Here is an 18007-nt window from a genome sequence, read left to right as displayed (position 1 = left end):
CTCCTGAAAAAGTTGCTTACCATCTATTCGTGATTTAAGTAGGTGATGTATGTATCTGCTGACGGTTAAGGATGGACTAGTGACTCGTCATGTTGGCCCGTACCCCTCTCCGAAGCAGGCTTCCGATGACTTGGAAAGGGTTTTGGAGTCTTTCTCTGAACGGGCACGTTGGCAGATTCATGCGTTGGAATGCCCCAATACCCTTTCACTCCCTGTGCGGATTCATGCCAGGAGTCGGGCGATGAATGTTGCAGCCTCATGACTTAGGCGGTCTTTCCCTCTGGCTTTGATGCCCACGGCTTCCTTGATGAGATCGCTGTCCAAGATCAGGTAACTGTCTGTAGTGATTCAAGCCAGTTCAAGGTCCCGCATCAAAATCAAGGGGCCCAATTTTGATCAAGCAAGCGAAAACTCTTTGCTGATCAATTTTCTGCATAGGTTGCTAGCGCTAGGCATGAGCATTGCTAACCCTGCGCGACCTTTAGCGATCAGCTTTGTGCTCGTGTTGTGATGACTTCCTCAACTCGTTTTTCGCTGAGTTGAATGCAAAGCCTCTTGACTCAAGACTGACTACAAATCCAATTCACCAAAGTGCGAACCCCATAGCCGGTGGCACCAGAGGGATCGAGGCCACGGCCCTTTTCAGACCAGACCGTTCCGGCGATGTCGATGTGGGCCCATGGGATGGAAGCCTCAACAAACTCTTTGAGGAAAAGGGCCGCGGTAATTGATCCGCCAGGACGAGGCCCTGTGTTTTTGAGGTCAGCGAGGATCGACTTGAGACCCTCTCGATAGGAGCTACGCAACGGCATGCGCCAAAGGCCTTCGCCGGCCGCCTCGGCGGCAGCGGTGAGGCCTTCAGCCAGGTGATCATTGCCTGTCCAAAGGCCAGCAATCTCATCGCCAAGTGCGATAACGCAAGCCCCTGTAAGCGTGGCTAAATCCACGATTGCGTCTGGTTCGAGTTCGCAGGCGTACACCAGTGCATCGGCAAGGGTCAGACGGCCTTCGGCATCGGTGTTGTTGATCTCGATGGTCGTGCCGTTCGAAGCACGCACGATGTCTCCTGGATGGACAGCGGATCCATTCACCATGTTTTCGCATGCTGCCACGATCACATGCACTTCCACTCCTTTGGGTCGCAGTTCTGCAATCGCTCGGGCGGCTCCAAGTACAGCTGCGCTGCCGCCCATGTCGAACTTCATCAGATCGATCTGGGCAGCCCCAACCTTAAGATTGTATCCACCGGAATCGAAGGTCAGTCCCTTGCCTACAAGGGCCAGTCGTCGTTGAACTGGTCCTTGAGGCCGATAGGTGAGGTGAATGAATTTTGGCTCCAGATCGGAACCCTGAGAGACTGCTAAGTAGGCACCCATTCCCCGTTCGGCGCAGTCGGACCGCTCCAGCACAGTGCACTCGAGGCCGTGTTCGTGGGCAAGTTGAATCGCCGTTTGGGCGAGGGCCGCAGGGGTGAGACTGTTGGGGGGAGCCGCAACCAGCTCCCTCGCTAGCTCCACTCCCGCACAGATGGGGTGAACGGCTTGAAGATCTTTGCCGGCTGAGTCGGGTAGACCAATGAGCTCCAGTTTTGTTGGGATAGAGCGGGGCTCAGGTGCACTGCGAAAGCGGAGGTCTTTGTAAAGGGAAAGGCGAACGGCTTCTGCGACGGCCCTTGCGGCAGATGCCGAATCCAAGGGCTCCCAGGGGAGCATCATGCCCAGGGTTCCACTGCATCCGAGGCTTGCTTTCGCTCCCAGGGCAGCCGCCTTACGAAGGTCATCCAGCATCAATTTCTGGGGTTCTCCGAGCCCTACGAGCACCAGCAGGTTTGGCTTGTTTTGGAGCAGTTGGATGGTGGCGATTTCTCCGGATTTACCTTTGAACATCTGCTTCTCAAGGCTCTGCACAAGAGAGCCTTTGCAGAGTGTTTCCAGCTCGTTTAAACCGTCCTCCATCTTTCCCTCAAACATGCCCACCATGAGCACATCGCCAGTCCAGCTCTGCAAGGTTGCTGGAAAAAGGCAAATCTCCATGGGATGTTGATGAGGTGGCGCGATGTTAGCCGTGCCGTTTAGCTGCATTCAGCTGTGAACGGGGTACTCCAGCGAGCTCTTGTTTCTTTGTTGAACGGTGGCAGCCAGCGCTGGATCAGTTGTTGCTCGAGCTGTCGACGTGCTTTGGTGCTCTCGGGAACATCGCTCCAAAAACGAATACTGAGTTGGCTTGTTAGTTCTGCCCTGGCAAGCGCTTCGGCATAGGCCGCCAGGTAGGCCTTGCAATCATGCTCACCCTTCCAGCGGCGATCTGCAGCAATCGTTTCGCCCACATAAAGCAACAAGGGGGTGTTGAGGTCTGCTGGACGGTCCATAACCAGATAAACGGCTGGGCCATGGTGAGGGCTGTTAGGCCAGCGCCAGAAGCTCAGGGGGAGGGGGGTGAGCTGCAGGGGCTTCAATTGGTCGATGACTGTTTCGTGATCGCTACAAAACAGCGAGTTCTGCCGAGCTATGTCTGGCTCTCCTTGGAATAGATCGGCTTGATGACCTTGAATGCGCCTCTGCCAGCTTTGTAAAAGGTCGCGACTAAGAGTGAGCTCCTGGCGTGGGGCGTGCCCTGCGGATAGAACTTGGTTTGGGAATAGGTGGCCCTGACCCCGCGTGGTTTCCATCGATTGATCACCCTTGCGGAAGCTTTGGAGTTGCGATTGGTGGCTCAAAGTGCAAGAGGCCAATCAACCTTTGGAGATCGCTCATTCAGGCGGACGTTACCGAGTCAGTGAAGGCAGCGTTATTGCCAACGTGGCAGTCTTTGAGGTAACTCCACCAGCCCATCACGAAAAGCCACCACCACAGCATGGGTGCGATCTCGTGCTGGCAATTTTTGCAGCAGGTTGTGCACATGGCTCTTCACCGTATCGATTGAGAGATAGAGCTCATCAGCAATGTTCTGATTGCTCATCCCTTTACAGATTCCTCGCAGCACATCTCCCTCTCGCAAGCTGAGGCTGTCGATTTGGCTGCTGGTCTTGCCATTGCCGAGACGACCGTGACGTAAAACTCCTGCAACCACACGGTCTAAGTAGGTCCCATCGCTTTCGATTGCACTTAGAGCCGCCAGCAGGGTGCCACTGCCTACGAGCTCATGGGCACAGAGGCCATCGCAATGGGCTTCGATTGCATCCAGCAGGGTGCGTAATACAGGCCGTTGAATCAGCATCAGGGCCTTGAGATCAGGCTTGAGCTGTTTTGCTTTACGGACCAGGCTTGGGCCATTTCCGCTCTCCAGTAGATCGGTGCAAATCAGGAGATCTGCATCAGAGCTTTTCAAGCAACTGAGGGTCTCGTTTTCACCGGTTGCAGCGCCCACCAGGGGGCCCAGACAATCAAACCAGCCCACCCAACTTGTGATTAAGACGCGATCGGCTGTGGCGACAACAGTGCGACTGCGACGGAGAAGGGGATGGCTTTGTTGACTGGTTCTCTGGAGAGAAGAGATCCGGGGAGTGATGTCCACTGGTTGCAACCAGGTAACAGGAGCGGTTAGAGCCTCATCGTGGAGATTACGTTGATCCGCACTGTTTATGACGTCGATAATTTTGCACAATTCCAACCAACAAGCCCAGGGCGTTCATGGCCTTCTTTGAATCGGAGATTGTTCAGGAGGAGGCCAAGCGGCTGTTCACCGACTATCAACAGCTGATGCAGCTCGGTTCTGAATATGGAAAGTTTGATCGGGAGGGTAAAAAAAAGTTCATCGACACCATGGAGGAGTTGATGCAGCGCTATCGAGTGTTTATGAAGCGTTTTGAGCTCTCCGAGGATTTTCAAGCAAAGATGACTGTTGAACAGCTGCGCACCCAGTTGGGCCAGTTCGGGATTACGCCTGAGCAGATGTTTGAGCAGATGAATCAGACCTTGACCCGGATGAAGGCAGAGCTTGAGCAAGACTCTGGATGAAGGTGATGACTCGCTGACTCGCTACCCGTACGATCCGCTCAGCTAGAGATCCTCTACCGATGCCGGAGACGCCGATCACCATGCCGGCCTGGTTGAAGCGCGGCATGGCTGACTTATTCCCTTCAGGCCAATGGGGGGATGCTGATCAGCAACTTGCGACTCGTCTTGATGAGGCTCGAGAACAAAACCGACCCCTGAGGATCAAGCTTGGGATTGATCCCACTGGTAGTGATCTCCATCTGGGACACAGCATCCTGTTTCGCAAACTCAGAGCTTTTCAGGATGCGGGGCATACAGCAGTGTTGATTATTGGCGATTTCACTGCACGAATCGGTGACCCCACAGGCAAGAGCAGCACCAGAGTGCAGCTCACCTCTGAGCAAGTTGAGGCCAATGCGAAGACCTATCTCGCACAGCTGGGTCAGGGGCAGTCAGCGGAAAGGGCCCTGCTCGATTTCACAACCCCTGGGCGCCTGGAAGTGCGTCGTAATACTGAGTGGTTGGCTGACTTGGATTTGCCCGAGGTGATTGCTTTGTTGGGCACTGCCACGGTTGGGCAAATGCTTGCTAAAGAAGATTTTGGCAATCGTTATGGCTCAGGTATTCCGATAGCTCTGCATGAGTTTCTTTATCCCCTCTTGCAGGGTTACGACTCGGTAGCGGTGCAGGCAGATGTGGAACTTGGGGGGACTGATCAGAAATTCAATGTCGCCATGGGGCGGGATCTTCAGCGTCATTTCGATCAGCGCCCTCAGTTTGGGCTGCTACTCCCAATTCTGGCTGGCCTGGATGGGGTTCAAAAGATGAGCAAGAGCCTCGCTAACACAGTCGGACTGAATGAGGACCCCCTTTCCATGTATTCCAAATTGGAGAAGGTCCCTGATGCCCTTGTAAGCAGTTACGTGGTTTTGCTTACCGATCTCGACCCTGAAGTTTTACCTGTCAATCCGCGTGAACGACAGAAGGCCATGGCCCTTGCGGTAACGGCCAACCGTCATGGCATCGCGGCGGCTGAAGCAGCCCAGAATGATGCAGCCATATTGGTTTCCGGCTCTCAAGATGAGGCTGCATCTGTGCCAGAAGCGTTGCTTGCGGATGTGAATTTTCCGGCCAAGGCCTTTTATCTGCTAAGTGCGATTGGCCTTTGTGCGAGCAGTAGCGAGGCTCGGCGTCAAATCAAGGGTGGTGCGGTACGCCTGGATGGCGAAAAAATTACCGATCCCAATTTGGAATTCACTGACTCCAGCATGCTGATGGGCAAGGTGCTGCAAGTGGGCAAGAAAACCTTTCGTCGTTTGACGCGTTGAGTGAAGGACCAACCCCTGCTGCGATGACCTTGCCATTGACTCCTGCCGATCAACTGATCATTGCCCTTGATGGCATGGAGCGGGCTGAGGCCCTTGCATTCAGCTCAAAGATGCCAGAGGTCAGTTGGGTCAAGGTGGGCCTGGAACTGTTTGTCAGTGCGGGGCCAGAGGTTTTGGCTGATCTACGGGAGCAAGGGTTGCGGATTTTTCTTGATCTCAAGTTTCACGATATCCCTGCCACGATGGCAGGAGCGTGTCGCCGAGCGGCGAGCTTTGGTGCTGAGTTGATCACGGTGCATGCCTGTGCTGGCCGTGCTGCCCTGGCTGAAGCCCAGGCTGCTGCTTGCGAGGGGGCTGCGGAGGTTGGCTTGCCAGCACCCACGCTGTTGGCCGTCACTGTGCTCACCAGTTGGGATGAGAAGCGTCTAGCGAATGAGCTGTGCATTCCTCAGCCTCTTCAGGCCAGGGTGGAGTGGTTGGCTGAGTTGGCAGCGGAGTCAGGTTTGGGTGGCTGCGTGTGTTCTCCCTGGGAAGTCAGCGGCTTACGCCGACTTCATCCCTTGCCATTTGAGTTGGTGACTCCTGGTATTCGACCCTCGGGGGCAGAATTGGCGGATCAGGTCAGGGTCATGAGTCCTGCAGCGGCGCTGAATGCAGGAGCTTCACGTTTGGTGATTGGCAGGCCGATTACCCGTGCTGTTGATCCTGCAGAGGCGTTTGCACGCTGCTGCTTTGAGCTTGAACAGCGTCAGCGTTAGCTGGACTGACCGATGCGAGGTTCGGTGCCCGCCAGCAAGCGTTGCAGATTGGAGCGGTGTCGCCACACCACCATTGCCATGGCTGCAAAGGCCACCGCCAGATAAGCCGGTGGTGAGTTGCCTTGAAAGCGCAAGATCATCAGCAACGGCAAACTGAGGGCGGCGATGATGCTCGATAACGACACGATCCTGCTGAAGCTCAGCACGGTGAGGAAGATGCCGAAACAGGCCAGCCCTACAGGCCAGGAGATGCCTAGCAGCATCCCCAGACCTGTTGCTACAGCTTTGCCACCTTTCCATCTCAGCCACACAGGCCAGATGTGACCGGCCAAGGCTGCTAGACCTGCTGCAACTTGCCAGCCATCATCAAGTTCAAGTGCCCTAGCAACCAGTACGGCGGTTGTGCCTTTGCCAACATCGACAAGGAAAACGGCCAGGGCAGGACCTTTACCCACCTGGCGCAGCACATTGGTGGCACCGGTTGATCCAGAACCCTTCTCACGCAGGTCGATTCCTGCCAACCAATGGGCTGCAAGATATCCGCTGGGCAGTGAACCCAGCAGATATCCCATGACTAGGGAGAGAAGACTCCCAAATACAGAGTTGAAAATCATTAGAGCAGTTCTTCGTCTTCGAACCGTTCTTGCGGCCCAGCTGCAAAGGCTAGCCAGAGCGGGAACTGAAGCACGGGGATCTCTACGCTGCGTTGGGCCGCATCAATCAGGATGAGCGGGACTTCCCCTCGTTCCTCAAGTCGGTCGGCGCGCTCTACAAGAGCTTCGCCGCGTTCAAAAAGAACAATGCCGCTGCTTGGGCCGAAGTCTTCTCGAGCGAGGCCAAGGGCATCTTGAAGGCCACGTCGCCATTCGCCAAGCCGCTCTGGTTCGCCGGCAAGCACCAGGCTTTGGAATCGGTCGCCATAGAGTTCACCGACGATGGCAATCAGGGCTGCAGCCACAAGGATGTTGCGTGTTCGGCTGTTCCGGCTTGGCTGTGCTCCTCGCCCACCCTGATTGAAAAACCAGTCTTCTAGAAGTTCTTTATCCCTGGGATCAAGGCTGCGTCGCAGTTTCCAAGGATCGGCGTAGAAGTCTGGCTGACTTAGAAATTGCTCCAGACATTCACGGATCAGGTTTTCGTCTGGTTTAAAGGTGTCAGCAACAGCTAGGGCGTTGTCTTGAGCTGCGGCCTCGGGCGTTGACTTGGGTTGGTCTAGGGGAGAAGGTTGGACCACAACAGGCTGCACAACCAGTTCAAGTTGCTCCACTGATTGGGCCAGATCTTGCAGAGCGCCTGTGAGGTAGTCCTGGAAGCCTTTGACCCGTCTGGCAATAGCATCGGACTGGCCAGCGAAGGAACTGCTGAGCTCCTTTTCCAGTTGGGATTTGCGGTTGGAGAGGTCTTTGATTTCTTCTTCGAGTTGATCGCGACGTTGCTGCAGCTCCGTCAAGGCCACTTGCAGGAGTGGATCAAGATCTGGTTTGTCTTGAGCAGCAGCTAGGTCATCGGATTGAGAGTCCGCTGAATTGCTTGAGGGCTGTCTTTGCGAGGGCTGTCCAGGTGAAGGTTGTCCAGGTGAAGGTTGTTCAGGCGCAGGCTGTCCTCTGGAAGGCTGTTCTCTGGAAGGCTGTTCAGGAGAAAGCTGTTCAGGCGCAGGCTGTTCAGGAGAAGGCTGCCTAGGGGGAGGCTGTTTGCGTAGGGGGAGGTCGGCTTCAGGCATGAACCAGGCAGGCAGTGGTGCTATTGCTCTCAGGAGAGATGTTGGGTCTGTTTGGGGAGTTGATGAGAGAGGGCCGGTTTGGACCCATCACTGATTTTGGAGCGATATGGGGGCAAGCAGGATTTGTCAATAGCTGCGCGTTTGTGTGTGGACCTTGAAGACATCAGCTGAAAAGAATCTGGGTGAGCAACACATCCATCAAAGACACAGTGACCAGAGTCATCACAACGGCGCCAGTGGTGCTGGTTCCAACTTCTTTTGGACCGCCACGCGTTGTGAGACCCCACCCGCAAGAGAGAACAGCAATCTGAAGGCCGAACACCAATGATTTGATCAGCATGAATGGCAGATCATCCGGAGTCAGCCAGGTGCGTACGGAATTCCAGAAGACCTCTGGTGGGATTTGATAGAGATTGGTGCTGCTGACCTGGCCGCTCCAGAGGGCTATACCGAAGAACAGAAGGCATTGCACCGGTGCCATGACCACCATGGCGATCACTCTTGGAACCACCAAGTACTCAACAGGTTCGGTTCGCAGCATGGTGATGGCATCGATCTGCTCGGTGACCTTCATGGTGCCCAGCTGAGCTGCATAGGCCGTGGCTACCTTGCCGGTGAGCAGCGTTGCGGTGAGGAGAGGGGCGATTTCCCTTGCCATACCAATGGCGAGAATCCCTCCCACCGTGGATCCAGCACCTTGTCTACTCAGTTCTGCGGCGACCTGGATGTTGAAGACCGTTCCTGCAGCTAAGCCTGTGATCAGCACAATCAGGAAGCTGCCTGGACCGGCCTCCATTAGCTGATCGAAGAGGTCGACCTTGTTGATACGACCTCGGGCGGTGGCGGCAACTGCCTGGCCTCCGATGATGAGGCTGCTGCCCAGTCGCTTCAGCCAGCGAGGTGTCGTCATGACGTGGCTGCTTGGTTGTGAGAGTTCCTTTCGGGCCAGCCTCGCATCACCACAAGACCCAGAGCCACAAGCACGGCGGGAATGAATCCCATGCACATGCGAATGGTGATCAGAGCGGATTCTGGTTGAACCGTGTAGCTCAGTGCTCCGCCTGCTTCTGCTACTGAGCGATAGCCAGATAGTGAAAGCAGTACGCCGAGCAGTTGGATGCTCAGGCCAATACCGATTTTCTGAACCAGCACCATCCAGGCGGTGTAGAGGCCTGCTGGCTTGTCAGGGTCAGCATCAATTGCATCTGGTAGCAGACACCAAGGGATCAGATAAGCAGTTGCGGCTCCAAATCCCACCGTGCCAATGGTGGCCAACAGAGCCATCAATCTCAGACCATCAGTGCCTGCTGTAGACCAGAGGTTGGCGAGGGATGCATCAGCGGAGAGGGGGTGGAGCAGCATCGAAACAACACAAGCAGCGATCCATAGACACCCACCCCAGAACAGGGCCCGGAGACGCCCATGACGATTGGCATACATGCTCCAGACCTGAAGGCCGATCAGGGCGCAGAGCTGGAAGGGCAGCAACATCCAGGTGGCCAGTTCTGCGGGTACGCGCATCAACTGGACCAGGTAGATCAGAGCAACTGGCTGCATCAACTGCAAAGCGCACCAGAGCAACAGGTAAAGCCCCAGAACTTGGAGGAAGCGTCTGTTGCTGATGATCCTCACAAGCTGTCGACTTAGGGGCTCGTGATGGCAACGGGGGCGCCTGGCGGTTTTTGTGAAAGGGGCCAGCCCCCAGCAGCAGGCGAGGGTGGCTAAAGCCGCGATTGTGCCGGTGATGCGGCCCATGGCCAAGTAACCGTTGGCACCGTTGACCAGCAGTAGAGGAGTCACAATTAAGCCGCTTGCACCAGCGATGATTGATCCGGTGAATCTGGCGGCGTTAAGACGGTTGCGCACAGATGTGTCTTCTGTGAGCTCTGTGGAAAGGGCGGAGTAAGGCAGATTGACGCCGGTGTAGGCGGTCATCAGCAGAATCGCCATCACGATGTAGTACGTCGTTTTCTGGGCAACGTCTCCGGGAGGAACCCACCACATGGCGGCCAGGCTGATGCCGAGGGGCAGTGCTGCGCCAAGCATCCAGGGAATCCTTGGGCCCCAACGAGTTTGGGTGTGATCGCTCAGCCAGCCGATCATTGGGTCATTGATCCCATCCCAGAGCTTGATCACCATCAGCAGTGAGCCGGCAACAATTGCAGGCAGCCCGGCGGTCCCGGTGAAGAAGACGAATAGGTAGAACCCGAGCAGAGTTGCTGCCAGCCCGGTTCCTGCATCGCCAAGGCCATAGGAGATCATCAGCCGACGGCGTGATCCCCCTTGAAGCGCTGTGGATGTCGTCAAGCTGCAAAAAGGGGGATGCGCAAGGTCATAATGCAGGGGCACTGAACCGCAGACCCACTTCGCTTATTGTGATGGTTCTGTTGTACTAGTGCGGGCGTTGTGTAGTGGTAAGACCTCAGCCTTCCAAGCTGATGACGCGGGTTCGATTCCCGCCGCCCGCTTTTTTGATTTTGCCTTTCAGAGCTTGAGCTTTGAGGCGTATTCCCCTGCCAGCAAGATCAACATGCTGCGGTCCTGCAGATCAATGTCCCCTGGAGTCCATGCATTAGCTCTTGCGGGTAGATCATCTGGGCTGGGACATGCTGTGTCCAGGAGGAGATGCCACGCAGAAGTCGGTTCAGGCAGATCAAAGTGCATGGCTTTGCTGTAGGCGTTGAAGCCCATCCACATCACGGCACCGCTGGAGCCTCGATTCAGGCTGTAGCAGATGGTATGGGACCAGCTGCCCCAGTCGGGCTTGTCGATCTCAACGCCATGCCATTGCAGCCAGAGATCCTCTGGACTCTGCTGAAGACCTACGGGCATCTCTTCAGGGGGGTGATTGATGGGACAAAAGAGTTCCGAAAGTTGCTGGCGAATCATGAGCAGCCTGCTGACGAAGAGGTGCAAATCCATGTCGCATTGTTCAGGGTTCCAGAGCATCCAGCCGAGAGGGTTGTCCTGACACCAGCTGTTGTTGTTACCCCCCTGGCTGCGGCCCACTTCATCTCCCATCAACAGCATTGGCACTCCTCTTGAAAGCAGCAGGGTGGCGATCAGATTGCGCATCTGGCGATGGCGGAGGGCCTGCACGGCATGGTCACTGCAGGGGCCTTCAATGCCGTTGTTCCAGCTGTTGTTGTGATTTTCACCGTCGCGGTTGCTCTCTCCATTGGCGAGGTTGTGTTTGCGGTTGAAACTCACCAAGTCATTGAGGGTGAAGCCATCGTGTGCAGTGATGAAGTTCAGGGAACGTCCCAGCGGAGCTGGTTCACCTTTGTAGAGATCAGCACTTCCTCTTAGGCGTTGTCCCATCCTCCAGGCGCTGTCCTCGTCTCCTTTCCAGAAGGCACGTAGATCATCTCGGTAATGGCCATTCCATGTTCCGATTCGTTGTGCTGGGAAATCGCTGAGTCGATAGAGGCCACCGCAATCCCATGGCTCGCTAAACAGTTTTAAATCGCTGAGCTCTGGATCAGCTTCAATCTCTTCAAAGAGGGGAGGGTGTTCGAGTGGCTTTAGGCCTTCGCCTCGGCTCAGGGCGATCCCTAGATCGAAGCGGAAGCCATCGACTCCTAGTTCGATGGCCCAGCAACGCATCGATTCGAGAATCAGCTGCCTCACGATTGAACGATTGGCGGCGATGCTGTTGCCACAACCACTTACATCCAGGTATTCGCCACGGTCGTTTTGGTGGTAATAAAGAGCATCGCTGAAGCCTCGCCAGCTGAGTGTGGGGCCATCAAGGCTGCCTTCTGTGGTGTGGTTGTAGACCACGTCAAGGATGACTTCAATACCCTCGTCATGACAGGCCGCAACCAGCTCGCGGACTTGTTGGCGAGCCTGCAATGGATCGTCACCATGAACATATTTGGGATGGGGAGTGAACCAGTTCAGAGGGCTGTAGCCCCAGTAGTTGTCCCGCCCCGTTGGAGCATCAGAGGGATCGAAAGCAAAAATAGGTAGCAGCTCTATGGCTGTGATACCCAGTTGTCGCAGATAGGAAAGTTTGTCAATGAGTCCCAGGAAGGTGCCTTGGCGCTGAGGTGTTACCTCTGATTTCGGGCCGCTGCTGAATCCCCCTACATGCAGTTCGTAGATCACGCTGCGGTTCCATGGGGTCCTGGGGCGTGGATGGGATGCGAAGTCAAAATGTTCTCGTTCGCACACCACTCCCTTTAGGCAGGCTTGGATATTTGGCGACGATCCCTTGGCCTGTTCTCTTTGATAGATGTCCCAGCCACTGATGGCTCTTGTGCAGGGATCAAGAAGCACCTTGGAGGGGTGAAAGCTATGGCTGCCAGGGTTTTGGGGGCCGAAGATCCGATAGCCATAACAGCAGCCACTTTGCAATCCTTCCACCTCAACATGCCAGTAGTCGCCGGATCGATGGCAAGGCTGGAGCTCGAGGATGTGCTCTGGCTGCGTGTCATTTGCATCGGCAAACAGCAGCAGCTCCACGCGCTTTGCAGTTGGGGCGGCCACAGAGAAATTGACGCCTCTGGTCGTGATCGTGCTGCCCAGGGGCCAAGGAGTGCCGAGATGCATCTTGCTTACAGCTGTGCCTGCGGCGAGGCAGAAAGCATTGGGCACAAGCGAAGAAGTTCAGCCCGTTTCACAATGTCATGACGTTGTCCCAAGCATTGGAGTCGGGCAATCCTCCAGAGCAGCTGAGCGGGCCCCTCTGGGTTTTCCCACCCAATCGAGACTGTGACGGGGGGACAGCCTGGTGGCTGGGATGTGACCCCGAACCCGTCTTAATCGACTGTCCGCCTTTAACGACAACCACTCTTGAGGCACTAAAACAACTCGCCTCGGGGCGCACGGCCCGGATCTTGCTGACTAATCGAGAGGGGCATGGCAGGGTGCGTGCGTTTCAGGATGCACTTGGATGGCCTGTATTGGTGCAGTAGCAGGAGGTTTATCTCCTGCCTGGGCTGACTTCGCTGGACAGCTTTATTGACCAACACACCACCGCTGCGGGGCTGCGGCTGCTTTGGACGCCTGGGCCAACACCAGGGAGCTGTGTGGTTTTTGCTCCTGATCCTTGGAACGTACTTTTCTGTGGACGTTTGTTGATTCCTGTCGCGTTTGTTCAATTGGCTCCATTGGCACATCGGCGGACTTTTCATTGGCCTCGCCAGCTCAAAAGCTTGCAAAAATTGCGCCAATGGATTCCTTCAGATTCAAGGCCTGTACTGGCTTCTGGTGCTCCCCTTGGTGCCCTCCGAGGAGAGAGGTTGGCCCCATGGGATGCCTGGAAATTGCAGGCAAATCAGTGAATCAAATTGTTCAATTTTCGTATAAAGCGTTGCGCCACGGTCCCTTTCGGTTGCCGGCAGCGGCTTGAGTCCATACGATTAGCGCGAATCGGGATAGCAGGGACGGATTTCGTCTTCTGCTCTGTCACTGAACAGTTTCCGTACCATCACCCCTTTCCTATGAACAAAGCTGACCTGGTCAACCTCGTCGCAGCCCGCACTGAGCTAACGAAAACAGATGTCTCCTTGGTGGTGGATGCTGCCATCGATACCATCATCGATTCCGTAGTGGAGGGGAAGAAGGTCTCCATCCTTGGCTTCGGATCCTTCGAGCCTCGTGATCGTTCCGCTCGTCAGGGTCTAAACCCCAAGACAGGGCAGAAGATCAAGATCCCTGCCAAGCGTGTTCCTGCCTTTACCGCAGGCAAGATGTTCAAAGATCGCGTTCAGGGCTGATTTTTTAGCCCTTGTTTGCAGACGGGCGGTCGTCAAGGCCGCCTTTTATTTGTGGGCCTACTGAGTCAGGGCTCCTCCCATTGATTCAATGGCCACGTCCTCTGAACTGCCTGATCATCTGTATGAGCAGATGGAAGCGGGGCAGCGCCTTAGGGATCAGGGCTATCGGGGTCGGTTTGCCCCGTCTCCGACGGGACCATTACACCTGGGCAATCTGCGTACGGCTCTGGTGTCTTGGTTGCAAGCGCGCTTGGCTAATGGGGCTTGGCTGTTGCGGGTGGATGACCTGGATCAGCCTCGCAATCGCGTTGGAGCGGTTGAGAGCTTGCAGCAGGATTTGCACTGGCTAGGCCTTGATTGGGATGGCCCCGTGGTGTTTCAGAGCCGCCGCCGTGGGCTTTACAACTCTTTCCTCTCGGCTCTGCGGCGCCAGGGGAAGTTGTATGCCTGTCGATGTAGCCGGCGAATGTTGGCTGACATCTCAGCACCAGCTGGGCGGCACTTGGTTTACCCAGGCACGTGTCGAGATCTGGAGCTGTTTTGGGGGTGGCATGAGGGCAGGCTGCCCAGTTGGCGTTTAAGGGTGAGCAAAGAGTTCTCCCATACCAGTGGGGACGTGATTTTGCGGCGCGCTGATGGTTTTATCGCTTATCACTTGGCGACGGTTGTTGATGAACTGACTCTCGGGATTAGCGAGGTGGTACGCGGTGAAGACTTGCTTGAGGCCATGAATGCACAGCTCGCTTTGATCAATGCGATTTCAGAGCGGCCTGTGATCTATCGCCACGTGCCGTTGTTGTGTGATGACCAAGGCAGAAAGTTGGCCAAGCGAGAGGGAGATGTTGGTTTGGACAGCCTGCGTTCCGAGGGACTTGGTCCTTCCCATGTGGTGGGCTGGCTTGCTGCTAGCCAGAGCCTTGTTCCTTTTGGTGCTGAACTCACGGCAGGGGAGTTGTTGAGTGAGTTGAAGAAGAAGGAGGGGGTTCTGAAAAGCGTGCTGAAACCTTAAAGGCGCAACGGCTCTAATTCTTAACGAATCCTTCGGGATCGTAATCGCAAAAATGTATGAAAATAAATGGTCACTTAATGCACACAATCAATGTCGATCTGCCCTAACTGCGGAGGTAGTGGCATTCAACGCATCAGTCACCTGAGGTTTCGTACCTGCTTGGACTGTCTTGGCCAGGGGAGCGTCATAGAAGAGCTGAACACTCGTTACCCGTTGCAGTCTCCAGGTGGAGATCTTCAAGCAGAGCAGACGATCAAGACTCCTATTGCTGCTCCTGTGGCGAGCTGATCGAGAGTATTTAAGCTTTTGCAAGCGATTAAGACTATGCAGCTCCCTTAAGAAAGAGGAAGGTTGATCAATACATCAATGTTGTGCATTAAGACAAGTATGAGTTGAGAGTTGAAGTCAATGGAGCTCTAGTTCCTTGATGTTATCGACAACGCTCAGTGGAGCTATCAAGCACTTGAAATGCTTTCGCCAGTCGTATCTCTATGCACGCCAAGGGTGTTTCTAATTGACACTAGGTTGGCCGGATTTTTAAAACGCTTGTGAGTAATTGCAAGAAAGAACTAGAAGCAAGAAGAAGAGTTCCTCGCCAGGCGAGTCTCAATGGCATTGGAATTTCGATCTTCGCTCAATCAGAGGGCGTTGGTTGGTGTGATGCGGCTACGAGGCAATCACCTCGCATCAGTTGATGAGAAGGCATTGACCATCGGCTTGGGGCTGCCAACGTGAAGTGACATTCAGTTGGAATCAATGAGCCCAACCTCTCGAAGCAAGTGTGTTTCCCTTATGTCTGTGGTGGCTTTAAGCCTGGGATGGCAGGGAGCTCAGGCACAAGGCATGCTGCCCGGATGCCGACTTGAGAATGGCAGTCTTCAGTGCGTTCCTGGGCTAACTGCTTCCCCTCAGGAACAGATTCATGTTTTAGAAGGTCGCATTTCAGAGGATCAAAAGTCTGAAGAGCAGGTCGAACAAAACATCGAAGGCTTAAGTCGTTTTGTTTTGGAAGGAGATGCTCTTGAAGGACAACTGCTGAAGGCGGACCTGATGCTGGATGGTGACGCCATTGAATCGGTTCACATTCACTGGTATCGCCGCAAAGGTAACGGACATTGGCAGCTTGTAGCGAACACTTCTGAAACCACCTATCAGCTTGGAAGCGACGATCTAGGACGTTCTCTGATGGCCGTCCTGACTGTTTCTACAAGTGATGGAAATGTGAATCGAACTAATAGCAACTTGATTGGCCCGATTACTGCTAGATGATTCACTGATCAGGAGATTTCATGTTCTGCTCGTGGGCGGCTAGCTATCAATGACTTGAATAGACTTTCAATTCTGGGTCGAGATCCATCAGCTCACTGATAATGAATTCACTGCTTTTTTGTGAGTCAATGACTAAAGCTTTTTCTCGCATGAAATTTATGATTCCAATGGTTCAGTTTTTATTTCACCTCAAGATGAACAGCTATAGTGCGATATCCCACCAGCATTAAAGAATACCTTAGGTTTTAGGCGATAATATTTATCTTCTATTTCTTTTGATTGCTCATCATAAGGATGGCTTAGCACTTCTTGCAGCTCTTTCACTAAGGAATAGTTGCCCTCTTCGGCCTGCTGATAGGCAGGGGCAATTAACCACTCTCGCCAAGTATATTTTGGATTGGTCAGTTTCATTTTTTTTGATGTCTCTGTTGAATTGCCGTTGTTAAGTACGATGTCGCGCCAGCTTTGCAGCCAAGATTGCCATTGCTCATCGATTTGTTGTGAAGTTTGGATGTAGAAGCTCTTTTTTAATGCTGACAAATCATTGGGTATATGAGATAGCTCGCGAAAGAAGATCGTGTAATCCACTTTTGAATTGATCATTAACTGCGACAATTCCTCCAATAGATTGGAATTGTATTCTTTCAAGCCAAGCTTTGCTGCCCACATTTTTTGGATTTGTTTATCCATGGCTTGTTCAAAGCCATCACGCACTTGGTCAAACTCTTTTAAGGCTTTAGCGTCTTCTTCGAGTAGCGGCCTTAAAGCTTTCCAAAACATATGATAATTTGCTTCCGCCGCGATTGGTTGATTGAAGTATGAAAAGTGTTCACCGCCGCCAGTCCAAGGCTGAAATGCTGGATCAAAGATTTCACAAAATCCAAATGGTCCATAGTCGAGGGTGAAGCCACCAGCGGCGCAATTGTCACTGTTGAAATTGCCTTGGCAGTAACCAACGCGTTGCCAATTTGCTACTAATAAAGTAAGGCGATCACGAAATAGCCGCGCCAACTCCACCAATTGAACTGCAAAAGCAAGGTTTTGATTGATGTTATTTTTGTACTCTCGTTCAATTAAATGCGACACAATCATGCGCAACTCTTCTAATGCTCTTGGATGAGTATTGCTGCGAGCACGACGCGAAAATAATTCTAGTTGACCAACTCGTAAAAAGGATGGTGCTACGCGAGTTGAAATTGCAACCGGATTCTCCACCAAAATATCAGGGTCGGTGGATTGGGAGTCTTGAGAATACCAAGGGCGGGTGATTGTCTCAGATTTAGAAACATAGAGTGTTAACGAACGCGATGTTGGAACACCTAAGGCCTGCATATATTCTTGCGCTAGAAATTCCCGCACACTTGAACGTAGTACTGCGCGTCCGTCGGCGCCACGGCAGTAAGGCGTTGGGCCGCCACCTTTTAATTGCATTTCCCAGCGTTTGCCATTAATGATTCCTTCAAATACAGATATCGCTCGGCCATCGCCATATCCATTACCAGTGCCAAATGGACATTGTTGGGTGTATTCTCTGCCATAAATCGATAGTGCATAACCAGTTGCCCAGCCAACCTGTCGCATAGGCTCACGCGTAGTAGAGAGATCACCTGAAAATAACTTGCAAAATTTTTCATTAAACGCCAGCTCGTTGTTCAAACCAAGTTCATTAAAAAATGTGCTGCTATGAGTTACATATTCTGGGTTTTTAAGCGGCGTTGGTGTTACAGGTACGAAATGACCAGAAAAGACTTGCCGGGCAAGGTGATCATCACCATCTACCCTGGCATCAGGGTCAGTATTTAAGCTATCCATCAGAGAATAATCGGCCAGCTTCTCAAACTCATCGACTGTCGTTATGCAGGGAGCAGCAGATGATTCAGATGGATGCGACATTCTTGTTAAAAGTGACTTAGGAGGTCCGGCAACGGTCCTCTATGTGTTTTGAACACCAGCGTATAAGCAAAAACGTTGCGCCGAAGGAACTGCTCTAGTGTGTTTTCTTGAAATTCGTTTTGCTGCAGTGGGCTGCTAAGCCTGATTTAGGCATCAACCCACCTTAGTATTCAGCGATTACTCTTCTAATGGCTTTAAGCCCTTTGCTTTTTTGGTGGGTAGAGGTGTGCTGTCTTCACATACAGGATGCGGGAACACGTTGCACCAAATAACACTATTGAGCCTGCAAGAAGAACGTTCCAAAAGAAAGGAGGGATATCAAAAAGAATGTAGTGGAGAATCATCCAGCTCACTCATGCTTAAACAGCACTT

General features: G+C 53.5%; 17 protein-coding genes, 1 tRNA gene and 1 pseudogene. 10 read left to right on the top strand and 9 right to left on the bottom strand.

All coding sequences use genetic code 11. The features are described 5' to 3' along the window. Positions 1-49: 49 nt before the first annotated feature. Positions 50-262: a hypothetical protein gene (locus EV12_RS13230; protein WP_072014297.1), complete on the top strand. Its 213-nt coding sequence runs from the start codon at positions 50-52 to the stop codon at positions 260-262. A gap of 298 nt (positions 263-560) precedes the next feature. On the opposite strand, the gene EV12_RS07965 is transcribed toward EV12_RS13230, so the two are convergent. From EV12_RS07965 to EV12_RS07955, 3 genes are all read right to left on the bottom strand, one after another. Then, the gene (locus EV12_RS07965; RefSeq protein WP_036914320.1) at positions 561-2033 is read right to left on the bottom strand and encodes a leucyl aminopeptidase; all 1473 of its coding nucleotides are present in this window, start codon (positions 2031-2033) and stop codon (positions 561-563) included. 38 nt (positions 2034-2071) lie between these two features. Beyond that, on the bottom strand, positions 2072-2668 hold the full coding sequence (locus EV12_RS07960; RefSeq protein ID WP_036914316.1) for a hypothetical protein: 597 nt from the start codon (positions 2666-2668) through the stop codon (positions 2072-2074). A 119-nt stretch (positions 2669-2787) separates the two neighbouring features. After that, on the bottom strand, positions 2788-3513 hold the full coding sequence (locus EV12_RS07955; protein ID WP_036914313.1) for a response regulator transcription factor: 726 nt from the start codon (positions 3511-3513) through the stop codon (positions 2788-2790). A gap of 116 nt (positions 3514-3629) precedes the next feature. On the opposite strand from EV12_RS07955, the gene EV12_RS07950 reads away from it, so the two are divergent. Genes EV12_RS07950 through pyrF form a run of 3 tightly spaced genes read left to right on the top strand, consistent with a single transcriptional unit; the run spans position 3630 to position 6021 of the window. Continuing rightward, positions 3630-3956, top strand: a complete 327-nt coding sequence (locus tag EV12_RS07950) for a DUF1825 family protein (RefSeq protein WP_036914246.1) — start codon at positions 3630-3632, stop codon at positions 3954-3956. Between the two features lie 59 nt (positions 3957-4015). Further along, positions 4016-5263 carry a tyrosine--tRNA ligase gene (tyrS, locus tag EV12_RS07945; RefSeq protein ID WP_036914245.1) on the top strand — a complete coding sequence of 416 codons (1248 nt, stop codon included), beginning with the start codon at positions 4016-4018 and terminating at the stop codon, positions 5261-5263. 23 nt (positions 5264-5286) lie between these two features. Further along, entirely contained in the window at positions 5287-6021 is a 735-nt protein-coding gene (pyrF, locus tag EV12_RS07940; RefSeq protein WP_036914310.1) for an orotidine-5'-phosphate decarboxylase, read from the top strand. Here the strand turns inward: pyrF and plsY are convergent. The 4 genes from plsY to EV12_RS07920 all read right to left on the bottom strand — a co-directional run bounded on the left by plsY (position 6018) and on the right by EV12_RS07920 (position 10003). Beyond that, positions 6018-6635: a glycerol-3-phosphate 1-O-acyltransferase PlsY gene (plsY, locus tag EV12_RS07935; RefSeq protein ID WP_036914243.1), complete on the bottom strand. Its 618-nt coding sequence runs from the start codon at positions 6633-6635 to the stop codon at positions 6018-6020. The genes pyrF and plsY overlap by 4 nt on opposite strands. Then, the gene (locus tag EV12_RS07930) at positions 6635-7741 is read right to left on the bottom strand and encodes a DUF3086 domain-containing protein (protein ID WP_036914241.1); all 1107 of its coding nucleotides are present in this window, start codon (positions 7739-7741) and stop codon (positions 6635-6637) included. The genes plsY and EV12_RS07930 overlap by 1 nt, the downstream gene beginning before the upstream one ends. A 163-nt stretch (positions 7742-7904) precedes the next feature. Beyond that, positions 7905-8651, bottom strand: a complete 747-nt coding sequence (locus EV12_RS07925) for an MlaE family ABC transporter permease (protein ID WP_036914238.1) — start codon at positions 8649-8651, stop codon at positions 7905-7907. Continuing rightward, positions 8648-10003, bottom strand: a complete 1356-nt coding sequence (locus EV12_RS07920) for an MFS transporter (RefSeq protein WP_152562308.1) — start codon at positions 10001-10003, stop codon at positions 8648-8650. Before EV12_RS07920 ends, EV12_RS07925 begins: the two co-directional genes overlap by 4 nt. A gap of 135 nt (positions 10004-10138) precedes the next feature. Here EV12_RS07920 and EV12_RS07915 point away from each other — a divergent pair. Continuing rightward, positions 10139-10209 (top strand) — tRNA-Gly (locus EV12_RS07915). A gap of 16 nt (positions 10210-10225) precedes the next feature. Here the strand turns inward: EV12_RS07915 and EV12_RS07910 are convergent. Next, a complete protein-coding gene (locus EV12_RS07910; RefSeq protein ID WP_052039458.1) occupies positions 10226-12295 on the bottom strand; it encodes a glycogen debranching protein in 2070 nt (689 codons plus the stop codon). Positions 12296-12372: 77 nt separating this feature from the next. Between EV12_RS07910 and EV12_RS07905 the strand changes: the two are divergent. From EV12_RS07905 to EV12_RS07885, 5 genes and pseudogenes are all read left to right on the top strand, one after another. Further along, positions 12373-13029, top strand: a pseudogene (locus EV12_RS07905) (MBL fold metallo-hydrolase). A gap of 159 nt (positions 13030-13188) precedes the next feature. Next, on the top strand, positions 13189-13464 hold the full coding sequence (locus EV12_RS07900) for an HU family DNA-binding protein (protein WP_011130763.1): 276 nt from the start codon (positions 13189-13191) through the stop codon (positions 13462-13464). An 88-nt stretch (positions 13465-13552) separates the two neighbouring features. Continuing rightward, on the top strand, positions 13553-14473 hold the full coding sequence (gluQRS, locus tag EV12_RS07895) for a tRNA glutamyl-Q(34) synthetase GluQRS (RefSeq protein WP_036914233.1): 921 nt from the start codon (positions 13553-13555) through the stop codon (positions 14471-14473). Between the two features lie 90 nt (positions 14474-14563). Then, complete coding sequence (locus EV12_RS07890) at positions 14564-14761, top strand: hypothetical protein (RefSeq protein WP_011825245.1); 198 nt, start codon at positions 14564-14566, stop codon at positions 14759-14761. A 468-nt stretch (positions 14762-15229) separates the two neighbouring features. Then, entirely contained in the window at positions 15230-15742 is a 513-nt protein-coding gene (locus EV12_RS07885) for a hypothetical protein (RefSeq protein WP_036914231.1), read from the top strand. A 189-nt stretch (positions 15743-15931) separates the two neighbouring features. Here EV12_RS07885 and EV12_RS07880 read toward each other — a convergent pair whose 3' ends face one another. Further along, positions 15932-17635: a protein adenylyltransferase SelO gene (locus tag EV12_RS07880; protein ID WP_036914228.1), complete on the bottom strand. Its 1704-nt coding sequence runs from the start codon at positions 17633-17635 to the stop codon at positions 15932-15934. Between the last annotated feature and the right edge of the window lie 372 nt (positions 17636-18007).

This window comes from Prochlorococcus sp. MIT 0701 (assembly GCF_000760295.1).
Taxonomy (GTDB): domain Bacteria; phylum Cyanobacteriota; class Cyanobacteriia; order PCC-6307; family Cyanobiaceae; genus Prochlorococcus.
Note: the sequence above shows the minus strand (reverse complement) of the source record. Positions and strands in the feature narration are given on the sequence as shown.

What these genes read in the sequence shown, in the direction of transcription:
- EV12_RS13230 (WP_072014297.1), top strand. Translation starts at nt 50, where the DNA reads ATGTATCTGCTGACGGTTAAGGATGGACTAGTGACTCGTCATGTTGGC.
- EV12_RS07965 (WP_036914320.1), bottom strand. Translation starts at nt 2,033, where the DNA reads ATGGAGATTTGCCTTTTTCCAGCAACCTTGCAGAGCTGGACTGGCGAT.
- EV12_RS07960 (WP_036914316.1), bottom strand. Translation starts at nt 2,668, where the DNA reads ATGGAAACCACGCGGGGTCAGGGCCACCTATTCCCAAACCAAGTTCTA.
- EV12_RS07950 (WP_036914246.1), top strand. Translation starts at nt 3,630, where the DNA reads ATGGCCTTCTTTGAATCGGAGATTGTTCAGGAGGAGGCCAAGCGGCTG.
- tyrS (WP_036914245.1), top strand. Translation starts at nt 4,016, where the DNA reads ATGCCGGAGACGCCGATCACCATGCCGGCCTGGTTGAAGCGCGGCATG.
- pyrF (WP_036914310.1), top strand. Translation starts at nt 5,287, where the DNA reads ATGACCTTGCCATTGACTCCTGCCGATCAACTGATCATTGCCCTTGAT.
- plsY (WP_036914243.1), bottom strand. Translation starts at nt 6,635, where the DNA reads ATGATTTTCAACTCTGTATTTGGGAGTCTTCTCTCCCTAGTCATGGGA.
- EV12_RS07930 (WP_036914241.1), bottom strand. Translation starts at nt 7,741, where the DNA reads ATGCCTGAAGCCGACCTCCCCCTACGCAAACAGCCTCCCCCTAGGCAG.
- EV12_RS07925 (WP_036914238.1), bottom strand. Translation starts at nt 8,651, where the DNA reads ATGACGACACCTCGCTGGCTGAAGCGACTGGGCAGCAGCCTCATCATC.
- EV12_RS07920 (WP_152562308.1), bottom strand. Translation starts at nt 10,003, where the DNA reads ATGATCTCCTATGGCCTTGGCGATGCAGGAACCGGGCTGGCAGCAACT.
- EV12_RS07910 (WP_052039458.1), bottom strand. Translation starts at nt 12,295, where the DNA reads ATGCATCTCGGCACTCCTTGGCCCCTGGGCAGCACGATCACGACCAGA.
- EV12_RS07900 (WP_011130763.1), top strand. Translation starts at nt 13,189, where the DNA reads ATGAACAAAGCTGACCTGGTCAACCTCGTCGCAGCCCGCACTGAGCTA.
- gluQRS (WP_036914233.1), top strand. Translation starts at nt 13,553, where the DNA reads ATGGCCACGTCCTCTGAACTGCCTGATCATCTGTATGAGCAGATGGAA.
- EV12_RS07890 (WP_011825245.1), top strand. Translation starts at nt 14,564, where the DNA reads ATGTCGATCTGCCCTAACTGCGGAGGTAGTGGCATTCAACGCATCAGT.
- EV12_RS07885 (WP_036914231.1), top strand. Translation starts at nt 15,230, where the DNA reads ATGAGCCCAACCTCTCGAAGCAAGTGTGTTTCCCTTATGTCTGTGGTG.
- EV12_RS07880 (WP_036914228.1), bottom strand. Translation starts at nt 17,635, where the DNA reads ATGTCGCATCCATCTGAATCATCTGCTGCTCCCTGCATAACGACAGTC.